Annotated in this window: 10 protein-coding genes; 9 read left to right on the forward strand and 1 reads right to left on the reverse strand. The window is 60.2% G+C overall.

The window, feature by feature from the left end; translation table 11 throughout:
* Positions 1–3756: retention module-containing protein (locus tag JFU11_RS27600; protein WP_201062727.1), on the reverse strand; the 3756-nt coding region annotated here is incomplete at its 3' end.
* A gap of 359 nt (positions 3757–4115) precedes the next feature.
* Between JFU11_RS27600 and JFU11_RS27605 the strand changes: the two genes are divergently transcribed.
* The 9 genes from JFU11_RS27605 (at position 4116) to JFU11_RS27645 (ending at position 15779) form a co-directional block, all read left to right on the forward strand.
* Positions 4116–5468 carry a TolC family outer membrane protein gene (locus JFU11_RS27605; RefSeq protein WP_201062728.1) on the forward strand — a complete coding sequence of 451 codons (1353 nt, stop codon included), beginning with the start codon at positions 4116–4118 and terminating at the stop codon, positions 5466–5468.
* 39 nt (positions 5469–5507) lie between these two features.
* Entirely contained in the window at positions 5508–7664 is a 2157-nt protein-coding gene (locus tag JFU11_RS27610; RefSeq protein WP_201062729.1) for a type I secretion system permease/ATPase, read from the forward strand.
* Positions 7654–9021, forward strand: coding sequence for an HlyD family type I secretion periplasmic adaptor subunit (locus tag JFU11_RS27615; protein WP_052967242.1), 1368 nt, complete (start codon positions 7654–7656; stop codon positions 9019–9021). The genes JFU11_RS27610 and JFU11_RS27615 overlap by 11 nt, the downstream gene beginning before the upstream one ends.
* 193 nt (positions 9022–9214) lie before the next feature.
* Positions 9215–10126: a TauD/TfdA family dioxygenase gene (locus JFU11_RS27620; protein ID WP_201062730.1), complete on the forward strand. Its 912-nt coding sequence runs from the start codon at positions 9215–9217 to the stop codon at positions 10124–10126.
* Between the two features lie 15 nt (positions 10127–10141).
* Positions 10142–11167 (forward strand): ABC transporter substrate-binding protein, encoded by a 1026-nt coding sequence (locus JFU11_RS27625; RefSeq protein ID WP_201062731.1) that lies wholly within the window; start codon positions 10142–10144, stop codon positions 11165–11167.
* A 5-nt stretch (positions 11168–11172) separates the two neighbouring features.
* Positions 11173–12033 carry an ABC transporter ATP-binding protein gene (locus JFU11_RS27630; RefSeq protein ID WP_201062732.1) on the forward strand — a complete coding sequence of 287 codons (861 nt, stop codon included), beginning with the start codon at positions 11173–11175 and terminating at the stop codon, positions 12031–12033.
* Positions 12034–12052: 19 nt separating this feature from the next.
* Positions 12053–12919, forward strand: a complete 867-nt coding sequence (locus JFU11_RS27635) for an ABC transporter permease (RefSeq protein WP_123719033.1) — start codon at positions 12053–12055, stop codon at positions 12917–12919.
* 202 nt (positions 12920–13121) lie between these two features.
* A complete protein-coding gene (locus JFU11_RS27640) occupies positions 13122–14042 on the forward strand; it encodes a LysR family transcriptional regulator (protein WP_050682100.1) in 921 nt (306 codons plus the stop codon).
* 198 nt (positions 14043–14240) lie between these two features.
* A complete protein-coding gene (locus JFU11_RS27645; protein ID WP_201062733.1) occupies positions 14241–15779 on the forward strand; it encodes an MFS transporter in 1539 nt (512 codons plus the stop codon).
* The last annotated feature ends 10 nt before the right edge of the window (positions 15780–15789 follow it).

Here is a 15789-nt window from a genome sequence, read left to right on the forward strand (position 1 = left end):
GCCACCCTTGGCGTCGTCGATTTTCACACTCAGCGAACCACCACCAGTCAGGGCATCGTTCGGGGCAGTGAAATTGACGCTGGCGCTGCTCGAGCCGACCGGAATGGTGATGGTCTGGCCATTGGACAAAGTGACAATCACCGGCGAACCGGTGACCGGCGATGTCACGGACGCGGTGTAAACCACGGTCCCGCCTTCAGCCACAGTGCTGGTCGCAGTGAGGTTGACGGTCGAAGTATCGAGGGTGTCGGTCACCTCGGTGACCGCTGCCGCCGGGTTGGTCGCCAGGTTTTCGAAGTTGCCGCCCGTGGCATCCTTGATGGTGACTTCAACTTGGCCGGCGTCTTTGTAAACGTCGTCCTTCGGTGCGTCGACGGTTACAGAACCGGTGGTCGCACCGGCGGCGATGGTGATCACGGCGCCGTTGCTCAACGTGACGGTGACCGGAGTCCCGGCTGTGTTGGTCAGGGTCGCGGTGTAAACGATCGAACCGCCTTCGGCGACCGAGTCAGTCGCCGAAAGGCTGAGGGTAGTGGTGTCCTGGGTATCGGTGATCGAGGTGTCGGCCGACTTGCCGTCGACATCCAGCTTCTCGTAGTTACCACCTTTGGCATCGTCGATCTTGACGCTCAGCGAGCTGCCACCGGCCAGCGCATCGTTTGGCGCAACGAAGTCGACAGAACCGCTGCTCGATCCGACTGGGATGGTAATGGTCTGGCCGTTGGACAGGGTGACAACCACTGGCGAACCGGTGACCGGCGCCGACACGGAAGCGGTGTAAACCACAGTCCCGCCTTCGGCAACGCTCGATGTGGCACTCAGCGAAACGGTGCTGGTGTCGATGGTGTCGTTAACGGTGGTCACCGCCGGTGTATCGCTGGCGACCAGGTTCTCGAAGTTGCCGCCGGTCGCGTCTTTGATGGTCGCTTCAACGGTGCCGGTGTCTTTATAGACGTCGTCCTTCGGTGCATCGACGGTCACGGAACCGGTGGTTTTGCCCGCTTCAATGGTGATCACGGCGCCGTTCGACAAGGTCACGGTCACTGGTGTACCGGCCGCATTGGTCAGGGTTGCCGTGTAAGTGATCTGGCCGCCTTCATCCACCGAACCGCTGGCGGTCAGCGACAGATTGGTGGTGTCCGCAGTGTCAGTCACCGAGGTATCAGCCGACTTGCTGTCAACGTCCAGCTTCTCGTAGTTTCCGCCCTTCGCATCGTCGATCTTGACGCTCAGCGAGCTGCCACCGGCCAGTGCATCGTTTGGCGCAACGAAGTCGACAGAACCGCTGCTCGAGCCGACCGGAATGGTGATGGCCTGGCCGTTGGACAGGGTGACAACCACCGGCGAACCGGTGACAGGCGAAGTTACGGACGCGGTGTAAACCACGGTCCCGCCCTCAGCGACAGTAGACGTTGCCGTCAGATTGACCGTCGAAGTGTCGAGGGTGTCAGTCACATCGGTGACCGCGGCTGCCGGGTCAGTCACCAGGTTCTCAAAGTTGCCACCGGCGGCGTCCGTGATGGTCACTTCAACCTTGCCGGCATCTTTATAAACATCATCGGCAGGCGCATCGACGCTCACGCTGCCGGTGGTTGCGCCGGCGGCGATGGTGATCACCGCTCCGTTCGACAAGGTCACGGTGACCGGCGTACCGGCCGGATTGGTCAGGGTCGCGGTGTACAGAATCTGACCACCTTCGGCCACTTCGGTGGACGCCGACAGGCTCAGGCCGGTGTCGTCTTTCGAATCGGTAATGGTGGTGAGCGCCGGCTCGGTACTCGGGGTCAGTTGCTCGAAATTGCCACCGGTGGTGCCGGTGATCGTAGTGCTGACGGTGCTGCCATTGTTGTAGACGTCGTTGGCCGCGGTGTCGACAGTCACACTGCCGGTGGTCTTGCCCGCTTCGATGGTAATGACCGAGCCGTTGCTCAAGGTCACAGTCATCGGCGTGCCGGCCGGATTGGTCAGGGTGGCGGTGTAGGTGATCTGGCCGCCTTCGACGACGGTGCCGGTGGCGCTGAGGCTCAGGCCGGTGTTGTCGATCGAGTCGGTGATGGTGGTGACTGCCGGCGTGGTGTTCGGTACGAGATTCTCGAAGTTGCCGCCGGTAGCGCCAGTGATCGTGGTGCTGACGGTGCTGCCGTTGTTGTAGACGTCATTGGCCGAGGTATCGACGTTCACGGAGCCGGTGGTTTTACCGGCTTCGATGGTAATGGTCGAACCGTTGGACAAGGTGACGGTGACCGGCGTCTGCGCCGGGTTGGTCAGGGTCGCGGTGTAGGTGATCTGGCCGCCTTCAGTGACGTTGCCGGTGGCGGACAGGGTCAGGCCAGTGTCATCGACCGAATCGGTAATGGTGGTGACCGCCGGAGTCGGGTTCGGCACCAGATTCTCGAAGTTGCCGCCGGTAGTCCCGGTGATCGTGGTGCTGACGGTGTTGCCATTGTTGTAGACGTCATTGGCCGGCGTCGGAACGTTCACGCTGCCGGTGGTGTTGCCAGCGGCGATGGTGATGGTCGAACCGTTGGACAGAGTCACGGTGACTGGCGTCTGCGCCGGGTTGGTCAGGGTCGCGGTGTAAATGATCTGACCGCCTTCGGTGACGGTCGAGCCCGCCGTCAGCGTGACGGTGGTGGTATCAGGCGAATCGGTAATGGTGGTGACGGCCGGGGTCGGGTTCGGCGCCAGATTTTCGAAGTTGCCGCCGGTAGCGCCGGTAATTGTGGTGCTGACGGTACTGCCGTTGTTGTAGACGTCGTTGGCTGGTGTTGGAACGTTCACGCTGCCGGTGGTGTTGCCAGCGGCGATGGTGATGGTCGAACCGTTGGACAAGGTGACGGTGACCGGCGTCTGCGCCGGGTTGGTCAATGTCGCGGTGTAGGTGATCTGGCCACCTTCAGTGACGGTCGAGCCTGCTGACAGTGTGACGGTGGTGGTGTCGACGGTGTCGGTGACCTGGGTCACGGCCGGAACGGTCGGCGGGGTGACCACGATACCGCTGCCGCCCGTGGTGCCGGTGACGGTCACGTTGATCTGGGTCGGATCGTTATAAACAGTGTCGTTCGGTGCCAGCGGAACGTTGACGGTGCCGGTGGTTTGGCCGGCCGCAATTACGATCACCGAGCCGTTGGACAAGGTGATGGTCAGGTCGGTCAGCGGCGCCTGGGTCAGGGTCGCGGTGTAAACCAGCACGCCACCGGCCTCGGTGATGGTCGGCGTGGCGCTCAGGCTCAGGGTCGATTCGCGCAGGGCATTGGCGCTGGTATCAGCAGTCTGGCCGCCGGTGGTGTCTTGGGTTGCCAACGCGGCAGTGGCGAGACCCTCAGTCGGAAAGCCGATAGTCGGGTCGACCCGGGCAGCGGTTGCCTCCAGGGCCACGAAGGTATGGCCACCACCGGCAGCACCACCCGTGCCCGCAGCCGTAGGGCCGGCCGCGGTGGCTTCAAGAGCAGTGGTCGGGTCGACGCCGGCGGCGATGGCTTGCTGCAATTCGTCAACCGATGGCGCGGCTTGTGCAGTGGCTTGCGCAAGGTCGGTGCTGGAATCCGGATCGCTGCCGCTCCACTGAGTGTCGCGGCCCAGGTCCAGGGTGCGGCCATCAGCCAGTTCGAGCGTAATGGCGCCGGCGGCACCGGTGTCTACCTGATCGCCGACCAACAACCGGTCGCCTTCAACGAGTACGCGGCGGATGCCTTCTGGCGACACCGCGAAAACCTGACCAACAATGCTTTTGACGATGGCAACAACACTGCTCATTGAAGACTCTCTGGGTGTCACGTTCAGTTGACCTCCATGAACCGCTCGGCGTGTTCGCCGATCGGGGCTGGACGTACTTTCTAAGATGTTTGATGCATAACTTTGACGCGGTAATCGTCAATAATTTGGCTATATTTTTTCGAAATTAACTTTATGCCAAACTATTGACCTTATGGGAGCCATCCTAAACAATCGCCCCAGTAATGTCACATTGATATTTAAGCGGCGACCTGTCCTACAGCGTGTGATCCAGTTCCGATTTTGAACTTTCCGACATACGGTCATTCCGGTTGCCATCATCCGATGCAGCGCCACGTTCTGCAGTGATTCAAGACAAGAAGTCTCGGGAAATTCCAACTATGCGTTTGCACCTGTTCAAGGTTCTACCCTTCGCCCTTGCCGCCAGCTTTGTTCAGGCGCAAAGCCTCCCGCAGGCCATGCAGCAGGCGCTGGATGTCCATCCGGAAATCCAGGCAGGGGTTAACAGCCGATTGGCCGCGGATTATCAGTTAAAGGCCGCTAAAGGTGGATACCTGCCGAGGGTCGATCTGCTGGGCGGTTATGGTCGTGAAGGCACCGACAGCGTCACCACACGTGCCGCCGGTAACAACAACCACTGGGAAACGCTGAACCGCAGCGAGTCAAGTTTACGTCTGTCACAGATGGTTTTTGACGGTTTTGCGACGTCCAGCGAAGTGGGGCGTCAACAAGCCACCGTTAATTCTCGCGCTTATTCCTTGCTGGGCACCTCGGAACGTACCGGACTGACCGTCGCTCAGGTCTATCTCGATGTATTGACCCGCCGCGAATTCGTGCGCCTGGCCGAAGACAATCTGAAGAACCACGAACGGATCCTTGACCAGATCAAGTTGCGCACCCAGCGCGGCGTGGGTAGCGGCGCCGACCTGGATCAGGCTGACGCGCGTATGGCCCAGGCCCGCAACAACCTGATTACTGAACAGACCAACCTGGCGGATGCCGAAACCAACTACCTCAGCGCCGTCGGCCAGATGCCCGATCAACTGGAGCGGCCTGCCGATTTCATGGCGCTGTTGCCGGCCAACCTGAATGAAGCCCAGGCGCAGATGCTGGAAAACAGCCCGATCCTGCGCTCCGCCGAATCCGATATCGCTGCCGCCGAGAAGCAGTACGAAGCCGCCAAGTCGAGCTTCTACCCGCGCTTCGATGCCGAATTGGGTCGCACCGCCGATAACGATATCGACGGCCAGAACGGTCACAACAATGAATGGCAGGCCATGCTGCGCATGCGCTTCAATCTGTTCGCCGGTGGCAGCAACAAGGCTGATCTGGAATCCAAGTCCTACCTGTCGAACCAGGCACTGGATATTCGCAACAACGCCCTGCGCGTGTTGAACGAAGAACTGGGTCTGGCCTGGAATGCCCTGAACAACGCCAACGCCCAGGTGCCGATCGCCCAGCAATATGTCGATCGCAGCGCCAGTGTGCGCAGCGCGTATCAGAAGCAGTTCAGCCTCGGCGAGCGGACATTGCTCGATCTGCTCGACAGTGAAAACGAGCTGTTCAGCGCTTCCCGTCGGCTGGCCGAGATCAAAAACATTCAGTTATTTACTCAGTACCGAATCAAGGCGACCATGGGCGAATTACTCAAAAGTCAGGGCGTGGTCGCACCATTGGCATCCGTTGTGCAAAACGACGTGAAGCCCAAGGTTCAGCTGCCCGGGATGAATTGAGTCCTGCCCCATTTCAATTGTTAGCCAAGAGTGTCGAGCGTGGAATCAGAAGTCAGTCGAGTTCAACTCATTCATGATCCGCGCGCGCTGCATGACGATCCGTTACTGGACGGCCTGTTAGCCCTTTGCACTTTGCACCAGAAACCGGCCAGCGCCGCGATGCTGACCACCGGCCTGCCGTTACCCAAACAACGCCTGAGCGTCGAACTGCTGCCCCGTGCGGCTGCTCGCGCCGGGCTGCAAGGGCGGGTGTTGCAACGCAAGCTGGAGCAGATTCCGGCGATTGCCATGCCGGCGCTGTTGCTGCTCAAGGACGGTCGCAGTGCGGTGCTGCTCGGCTGGCACGGTGAAGACCAGGCCCGCCTGCTGCTTAGCGAAAGCGATGGTGGCGAGGTCTGTGTCAGCCGTGAACTGCTCGCCGACGATTACAGCGGCAAAGTCTTCTTCGCCCAACCCCAACACAAATTCGACGTTAACCACGGCACGCTGATCCCGCGCGCACGTTCGTGGTTTCGCGACACCCTCAAGCGTTCGCGCTGGCTGTACGTCGACGCCATCGCTGCCAGTTTCCTGATCAACATCATTGCCATGGCCGCGCCGCTGTTCGTGATGAATGTCTACGACCGCGTGGTGCCGAACCAGGCCGAGTCGACTCTTTGGGTTCTGGCCATCGGCATCACGGGCGCTTACCTGTTCGACCTGATCCTCAAGAGCCTGCGCAGTCTGTGCCTGGACCTGGCCGGCAAGAAAACCGACCTGATCATCTCCGCGACGCTGTTCGAGCGCATCGTCGGCATGGCCATGAAGTACCGCCCGGCCCGGGTCGGCAGCTTCGCCCAGAACATCCATGAGTTTCAGAGCCTGCGGGACTTTCTCGCGTCGCTGACCCTCACCAGCCTGATCGACCTGCCGTTTACGCTGCTGATCTTCATGGTCATCGCGATTCTGGGCGGGCATCTGGTGTGGATTCCGGTGTTGGCGTTCCCGATTGCCCTGCTGATCGGTTATGCCTTGCAGAAACCGCTGGTGGCGACCATGGAACGAACCATGGCCCTGGGCGCCGAGCGCCAGTCGAGCCTGATCGAAACCCTCGCCGGTCTCGATGCGGTGAAGGTCAATAACGCCGAAAGCGAACGCCAGTATCAGTGGGAACAGACCATCGGCACCCTCAGTCGCCTCGAACTGCGGGTGAAAATGCTGTCCGGTCTGGCGATGAACATCACCTTGCTGATTCAGCAACTGGTCGGGGTGATCATGATTGTCTTTGGCGTGTACCAGATCATCGATGGCCACCTGAGCATGGGCGGCTTGATCGCGTGCTACATGCTCAGCGGTCGTGCCCTCAGCCCACTGGCTTCGTTGTCCGGCCTGCTGACCCGCTACCAGCAGGCCCGCGTGACCATGACCTCGGTCGATCAGATGATGGAGCTGCCCCAGGAGCGCAATTTCGACGAGCGCCCTCTGAGCCGCAAAGTACTGCAAGGCGCCATTGAGTGCCGCCAGCTGAGCTTCACTTACCCGGATCAACAGAACCCCGCGCTGAAGAACATCAACCTGATCATCAAGCCCGGCGAGAAGATCGGCATCATTGGTCGCAGCGGCTCGGGCAAAAGCTCCCTGGCCAAATTGCTGGTGGGCCTCTATCAGCCGGACGACGGCGCGTTGCTGGTGGATGGTGTGGATATCCGTCAGATCGACGTCAGCGAATTGCGCCACAACATCGGCTACGTGCCCCAGGACATCCAATTGCTCGCCGGTACCTTGCGCGACAATCTGGTCTCGGGCGCGCGCTATGTCGAAGATGAACTGGTGCTGCAAGCCGCGGAACTGGCCGGCGTTCACGAATTCGCCCGTCTGCACCCGCAAGGTTATGAGCTGCAAGTCGGTGAGCGTGGGCAGAACCTGTCCGGCGGTCAGCGTCAGAACGTCGCCCTGGCCCGAGCGCTGCTGCTCAACCCGCCGATCCTGTTGCTGGACGAACCGACCAGCGCCATGGACAACACCGGTGAGGAACGCCTCAAGCAACGCCTCGCTGCAGTGGTTGAAAACAAGACCGTGGTGCTGGTGACGCACCGGGCTTCGCTGTTGTCGCTGGTAGATCGTCTGTTGGTGATCGACCGTGGGCAGATTCTCGCCGATGGCCCGAAAGCCGCCGTGATGGAAGCGTTGAAGAAGGGGCAGATCAGTGTTGCTTAAGTCCGGGGTCAAAGATTCCATCCGCCGCTACTTCAAAGGCTCCGCGTCGCTGCAAGGCCAGCCTCTTCCCGAGGTCAACAAAGCGCTGATTGAAGACGCCCCGCGCGTGGTGCGATTGACGATTTGGGCGATCATCGGCTTCTTCGTGTTCCTGATGCTCTGGGCCAACTTCGCGGTGATCGATGAAGTCACCAAGGGCGACGGCAAGGCGATTCCGTCGTCGAAGATCCAGAAAATCCAGAACCTTGAGGGCGGCATCGTCTCCGAGTTGTTCGTCACCGAAGGGCAGATCGTCGAGGCCGGCGCGCCGTTGATTCGTCTGGACGACACGCGGTTTGCCTCCAACGTCGGTGAAACCGAGGCCGATCGGCTGTCGATGCTGCTGCGTGTGGAACGCTTGAGCGCCGAGGTCGATGACCGTCCGCTGAACTTCCCCGTCGACGTGCTCAAGGCTGTTCCCGTCCAGGCAGCCAGTGAAGAGTCGCTGTACACCAGCCGTCGTCAGCAATTGCACGATGAAATCGGTGGCTTGAAGGAGCAGTTGATCCAGCGTCAACAAGAGCTGCGCGAGTTCACCTCCAAGCAGGCTCAGTACCGCAGCGGTCTGGCCTTGCAGCGCCAGGAAATCAACATGTCCGAGCCGTTGGTGGCTCAGGGCGCGGTGTCACCGGTGGAGGTTTTGCGACTCAAGCGTGCCGAGGTCGAAACCCGCGGGCAACTGGACGCCACTACCCTGGCGATCCCTCGCGCCGAATCGGCGATCAAGGAAGTGCAGCGCAAGATCGACGAGACTCGCGGTAAATTCCGCAGCGAAGCCCTGACCCAACTCAACGAAGCGCGTACCGATCTGAACAAGGCCCAAGCCACTGGCAAGGCCCTGGAAGACCGGGTTAGCCGGACGCTGGTGACATCGCCGGTGCGGGGTATCGTCAACAAGTTGCTGGTGAACACCATCGGCGGTGTGATCCAGCCGGGCAGCGATCTGGTGGAGATCGTGCCACTGGATGACACCTTGCTGGTGGAAGCCAAAATTCGTCCGCAAGACATCGCCTTCCTGCATCCGGGGCAAGAAGCGACGGTGAAGTTCACAGCTTACGACTACACCATTTACGGTGGGCTGAAGGCCAAGCTGGAGCAGATTGGTGCTGACACCATCACCGACGAAGACAAGAAGACCACGTACTACATCATCAAGCTGCGTACTGACCGCAGCCACCTGGGGACGGATGAGAAGCCGTTGCTGATCATCCCGGGGATGGTGGCGTCGGTGGATATCATTACCGGCAAGAAGACCGTGCTCAGTTATTTGCTCAAGCCGATTATTCGGGCTCGGGCCGAGGCGTTGCACGAGCGGTAGGACGCTAAACCTGTTCTGCCATATCGTTATTCGCTAACGGTATTTAAATTTAAATTCTTATACCTATAAAGTCACTCCCCTGCGTACCTGCCGACCAATCGGCGCGCCGCACGACACGAACCAACACGGGACCTCCGTGAGTTTCTGATCGACGCGCGCCTTTGAGAGCGTGCCGTGCGTGGGAGTGATTTTTATGTCAGCCGTCTCTTTTTCTCCAAAACCTGCATCTACAAACGCCGCCACCATCGCGTCGCAAGTCTTCGAAGTCCGTCCGTTCAGCGGCGCTGTCGGTGCCGAAATCATCGGCCTGGACCTGTCCCGCCCGATCAATGACCAGGACTTCGCCCGCGTCCATCGCGCGCACCTGGACCATCACGTGGTGGTGTTCCGCGACCAGCGCATTACCCCCGAACAGCAGATCGCCTTCAGCCGCCGTTTTGGCGTGTTGCAGATCCACGTGCTCAAGCAGTTCCTGCTGGCCGGGCATCCGGAAATCCTCATCGTTTCCAACATCATCGAAAACGGCCAATCCATCGGCCTCGGTGACGCCGGCAAGTTCTGGCATTCGGATCTTTCCTATAAAGAACTGCCGAGCCTGGGTTCGATGCTGCATGCCCAGGAGCTGCCGTCCGAAGGCGGCGACACGCTGTTCGCCGACATGCACAAAGCCTGGGACAGCCTGCCCGAGGCGCTGCGTAAAGCCGTCGACGGCCGCTCGGCCGCGCATTCCTACACAGCGCGCTACAGCGAGACAAAGTTTGAAGGTAACTGGCGCCCGACCCTGACGCCGGAGCAACTCGCTCAGGTCGCCGAGGTGGTTCACCCCATCGTCCGCACCCACCCGGAAAACGGCCGCAAGGCGTTGTTCGTCAGCGAAGGCTTCACCACCCGTATCGTCGGTTTGCCGGAAGACGAGAGCAAACAATTGCTCGATGAGCTCTACGCCCACAGCGTGCTGCCGCAAAACATCTACCGCCATCAATGGCAGGCCCACGACCTGGTGTTCTGGGACAACCGTTCGCTGATTCACCTCGCCGCCGGATGCCCCAGCCATCTGCGCCGCAAGTTGTATCGCACCACCATCCAGGGCGACGCGCCTTTCTGATTTCGGAGAATTCCCATGTCCAAACGTCTTCCATTTGCACCATTGGCTGCGGCCATCGGCTTGGGTTTCAGCCTGCTCGCCGGCAGCCTGGTAGCGCCGACCGTGGCTCACGCCGAAGGTGAAATCCGTATCGCCGAACAGTTCGGCATCGTGTATCTGCTGCTCAACGTGGTGCGCGATCAGAGCCTGATCGAGAAGTACGGTAAGCAGGAAGGCATCGACATCAAGGTCGACTGGACTCAGCTCTCCGGCGGCTCGGCAGTCAACGATGCGTTGCTCTCCGGCTCCATCGACATTGCCGGTGCTGGTGTCGGCCCGCTGCTGACCATCTGGGACCGCACTCACGGCAAGCAAAACGTCAAAGCCGTGGCTTCCCTGGGCAACTTCCCTTACTACCTGGTGAGCAATAATCCGAAGGTCAAAACCATCGCCGACTTTACGGAGAAGGACCGCATTGCGGTGCCGGCGGTCGGGGTTTCGGTGCAGTCGCGCTTTCTGCAATACGCGGCGGCCAAGCAATGGGGTGACAAGGAATTCAATCGCCTCGACAAGTACACCATCGCCGTTCCGCACCCGGATGCCACTGCGGCACTGATCGCCGGCGGTACTGAATTGAGCGGGCACTTCTCCAACCCGCCGTTCCAGGATCAGGCACTGGAAAACCCCAACGTACATGTGGTGCTGAATACCTATGATTTGCTCGGCCCGAACTCGCCGACCGTGCTGTTCGCCACCGAGAAATTCCGCAACGAGAACCCGAAAACCTACAAAGCCTTTATCGCTGCGCTGACCGAAGCGGCCGAGTTTGCGCAGAACGATAAAGGTAAGGCGGCCGACACTTACATCCGTGTCACCAAGGCCAAAATCGACCGCGCGGCGTTGCTGAAAATCATCGACAACCCGCAGTTCGAATTCAGCATCACACCGAAAAATACCTACCCGCTGGCGGAGTTCCTCTACCGCGTCGGCGCGATCAAAAACAAACCGGATTCGTGGAAGGATTACTTCTTCCAGGACGCCCAACCGCTGCAAGGGAGCTGACCGACATGAACGCCCCTTTGCAGGGCCACACGGTCAGCAAACCGATCACGACAGCTCAAGCGCTGTTGTCGGTCGACCAGGTCAGCCTGGAATACCGCACGCCGGCGCGTGTGGTTCGAGCGACCCATCAAGTCAGTTTCGAGATCGATCCGGCGGACCGCTTTGTGCTGCTCGGTCCTTCCGGCTGCGGCAAGTCGACGTTGCTTAAGGCCGTTGCCGGGTTCATCCAGCCCTGTGAGGGCGAGATTCGACTGCAAGGTCAGCGGGTCGATGCGCCAGGGCCAGACCGGATAGTGGTGTTCCAGGAGTTCGATCAGCTGCCGCCGTGGAAAACCGTCAAACAGAACGTGATGTTTCCGCTGCTCGCTTCCAAAACTCTCAAGCGCAAAGAGGCTGAAGAGCGGGTGCTGCACTATCTGGACAAGGTCGGTCTGGCGGCGTTTGCCGATGCCTATCCGCATACCTTGTCTGGCGGCATGAAAGCTCGCGTGGCCATTGCTCGCGCCTTGGCGATGCAGCCGAAGATCCTGTTGATGGACGAGCCCTTCGCCGCCCTCGACGCGCTGACCCGGCGCAAGATGCAGGAAGAGTTGCTGCTGCTCTGGGAAGAGGTGCGTTTCACGCTGCTGTTCGTCACTCACTCCATCGAAGAGGCGTTGGTGGTGGGCAACCGGATTTTGCTGCTGTCGCCCCATCCGGGTCGGGTGCGGGCGGAAGTCCACAGCCATCAATACGACTTGCACAGTTTGGGTGGCGTGGCGTTCCAGGAATCGGCGCGACGGATTCATCGGCTGTTGTTCGATGAAGGTCAGTCGCCGGAAACCGAGCGTGAACTGGACTTCGCCGACATCCGCATCGCTTATTGAGCCATTGGAGGATTGCCCGATGAGCCATTCATCATCTGCGCGTAAAGAGTACGAAACTGTTTTGCAGCCGCTGACGAGTGTGCCGCTGGAGCGTGAATTGCCGCTCGGCCAGCGCCTCTGGCAGCAGGGTTGGCTGCGCAAAAGTCTGATCCTGATTTTGCTCGCGGCGCTTTGGGAGGCCGTCGCCCGATATCAGAACAACGACCTGCTGCTGCCGAGCTTTTTGCAAACCGCCAGCGCGCTGCAGGATGGCCTGCTCAGCGGCGAACTGCTGAGCAAGGTGTGGATTTCGCTGGTTGTTTTGCTCAAGGGTTACCTGATTGGCATCGTTCTGGCGTTTGTCCTGACGACTCTGGCGGTGTCGACCCGGTTCGGTCGTGATCTGCTGAGTACGTTGACCTCAATGTTCAACCCGCTGCCGGCCATTGCCCTATTGCCACTGGCGCTGCTGTGGTTTGGCTTGGGGCAGAACAGCCTGATTTTTGTACTGGTGCATTCGGTGCTCTGGGCGTTGGCCTTGAATACCTATGCCGGGTTTCTTGGTGTCTCGGAAACCTTGCGCATGGCCGGGCGTAATTACGGTCTCAAGGGCATGCGTTTCGTGCTGTTCATCCTGATTCCGGCCGCGTTGCCGTCGATTCTTGCCGGGCTGAAAATCGGCTGGGCCTTCGCCTGGCGGACGCTGATCGCCGCCGAACTGGTGTTTGGCGCTACCAGTGGCAAGGGCGGTTTGGGTTGGTACATCTTCCAGAATCGCAATGAGCTGTATACCGACAAGGTGTTTGCCGGGTTGGCGGTGGTGATCTTGATCGGGTTGCTGGTGGAGAATCTGGTGTTTGATACGTTGGAGCGGGTGACGGTGAAGCGGTGGGGGATGCAGCGCTGAGTTTTGCAGTGTCTGATCTGGCGCCATCGCGGGCAAGCCCGCTCCCACAGGGTTCTGTGTCGAACACATAGTCCGCATCCACTGAAGATCACTGTGGGAGTGGGCTTGCCCGCGATGGCGCCAGACCTGCCAATACATCAGTCAGGAGGATGTTTGCTAGCATTGCGTCTGAATCAATCCAGATCAGACATGAGTGCTCAGCATGCAACTCCCGGACATGAACCTGTTAGTCGCCCTCGACGCCTTGCTCGACGAGGGCAGTGTGGTGGGCGCTGCGCGGCGGATGAACCTCAGCCCGGCGGCGATGAGCCGGACGCTGACGCGAATTCGCGAGGCCATCGGCGATCCGATTCTGGTGCGCGCCGGTCGTGGTCTGGTGCCGACGCCCAAGGCGCTGGAGTTGCGCGAGCAGGTGCGGGATCTGGTGGAGCAGGCCGCTTTGCTGTTCCGCTCCGCCGATGATGTGGATCTGGGCAGTTTGCGCCGGCGGTTCAGCATTCGCGCCAATGATTTCTTTGTTGGCGTCTACGGCGGCAAGCTATTCGACACGATGGAGCGCCAGGCCCCGCATTGTGAATTGCGCTTTGTCCCCGAGGGCGATGGGGACGACGAAGCGTTGCGTGAAGGACGCATCGATTTAAGCGTCAGCAACAACCGGCCACTGATGCCGGAAGTGAAAGTGCAGAACCTGTTTTCCACTCACTTTGTCGGGCTGGTGCGTGAAGATCACCCGTTGTTCGATGAAGAAATCACCGCCGAACGTTACGCCGGTTTTTCCCATATCAGCATGTCGCGCCGGGGAATCGCCCGCGGGCCGATCGACACGGCACTCAACGCCTTGGGGCTGGAGCGGCGGGTGGCGGTGATTGCGCCGAGCTTCCATGCGGCGATGTTCGCCTTGCCGGATTCCGATTTGATTCTGCCGGTGCCCAAGGAAGCTTTGCTGAGCGTGCGACGCCTGGGCTTGAAACTGCGCTCATTCACCCTGCCGATTCCGTTACCAACCCTGATGTTGACCCAGGCCTGGCATCCGCGTTTCGACAAGGATCCGGCGCATCGCTGGATGCGTGAAACGCTCAAGACCTGTTGCGATGAGACCTGGCTGGCCGCACAGCCGGTTTAAAGATCAAAAGATCGCAGCCTTCGGCAGCTCCTACCAGGGATGTGTGTTCGCCATGCTTTTGTAGGAGCTGCCGAAGGCTGCGATCTTTTGACCTTACGATTGCGTATGGCGCACTTATAAGCTGCCAATAAGTCAATTTTCGTAAGCTTCCACGCTCCCTAAAATGCTTCGGTATTCCCCTTCCGGAGCTTGCAGTACATGACTTCCCTCACGGTCACGGCGCCTCTCGCTGCGGCCAAACCAGCGACCGCCGTCACGCCTCCGGTCTTCGGCCCGCGAATCATCATCGGCCTGGTGGGCGTGTTGCTGGCGGTGCTGGTGTCGGGCTTGAACGAGATGGTAACCAAGGTCGCCCTGGCCGATATCCGCGGCGCGTTGGCCATCGGTTACGACGAAGGCACCTGGCTGGTCGCCAGTTACACCGCGACCTCGGTGACTGCCATGGCATTTGCCCCTTGGTGTTCGGTGACGTTCTCGTTGCGCCGCTTCACCCTGTACGCGATCAGTGCGTTCACCCTGTTGGGTGTGTTGTGCCCGTTCGCCCCGAATTACGAAAGCCTGCTGGTCATGCGCACCTTGCAAGGTCTGGCCGGCGGCGCGCTGCCGCCGATGCTGATGACCGTTGCCCTGAGGTTCCTGCCGGCCAACGTGAAACTCTATGGCCTGGCCGGTTATGCCCTGACGGCGACCTTCGGCCCCGGTCTCGGCACGCCGCTGGCCGGGTTGTGGACCGAGTACGTCGGCTGGCAATGGACCTTCTGGCAAATCGTCGTGCCGTGCCTGATTGCCATGGCAGCGGTGGCTTACGGTTTACCCCAGGATCCGCTGCGGCTGGAACGCTTCAAACAATTCAACTGGCGTGGCTTGCTGCTGGGGTTTCCGGCGATCTGCATGTTGGTAATCGGCATTCTGCAGGGCAATCGGCTGGACTGGTTCGAGTCGAGCCTGATTTGCGGACTGCTCGGCGGCGGGCTGCTGTTGCTGGTGCTGTTTCTGATCAATGAGTGGTCGCAACCGATTCCGTTCTTCAAGTTGCAGATGCTCGGTATCCGCAACCTGTCGTTCGCGCTGTTGACGCTGGCCGGCGTGCTGGTGGTGTTGCTCGCGGTGGTCATCATTCCCTCCAGTTACCTGGCTCAGGTCCAGGGTTATCGCCCGGTGCAGACTGCGCCGATCATGCTGCTGGCGGCGCTGCCACAGTTGATCGCGCTGCCGTTGGTGGCGGCGCTGTGCAACCTGCGCTGGGTCGATTGCCGCTGGGTGCTGGGGATCGGCCTGAGCATGTTGGCGCTGTCTTGCATCGGTGGTTCGCAGCTGACGTCGGCGTGGATTCGTGACGATTTCTATGTCCTGCAATGGCTGCAGATTTTCGGTCAGCCTATGGCCGTGCTGCCGCTGTTGATGCTCTCCACTGGCAGCATCACTCCGATGGAAGGGCCGTACGCCTCGGCCTGGTTCAATACCGTGAAAGGCCTGGCGGCGGTGATTGCCACCGGGGTGATCGAGGCACTGACCACTGCAAGGCTGCATTTCCATTCGACCATGCTGGTGGACAACCTGGGTAATTCGCCCTTGGTCCAAAGCGACAACGCAGGCCTGGCTCACCGACTGCATCAACAGGCCTTAGTGCTGACCTCCTCCGATCTTTATCTGTGCATGGCCGGCGTCGCAATGGCGCTGATCCTGATGATTTTCTGGCTGCCGACGCGGATCTATCCACCGCGCGCGCCGACTTGAATGCTTCACT

The sequence above is a fragment of the Pseudomonas sp. TH37 genome, from assembly GCF_016650735.1.
Taxonomy (GTDB): Bacteria; Pseudomonadota; Gammaproteobacteria; order Pseudomonadales; family Pseudomonadaceae; genus Aquipseudomonas; species Aquipseudomonas farris.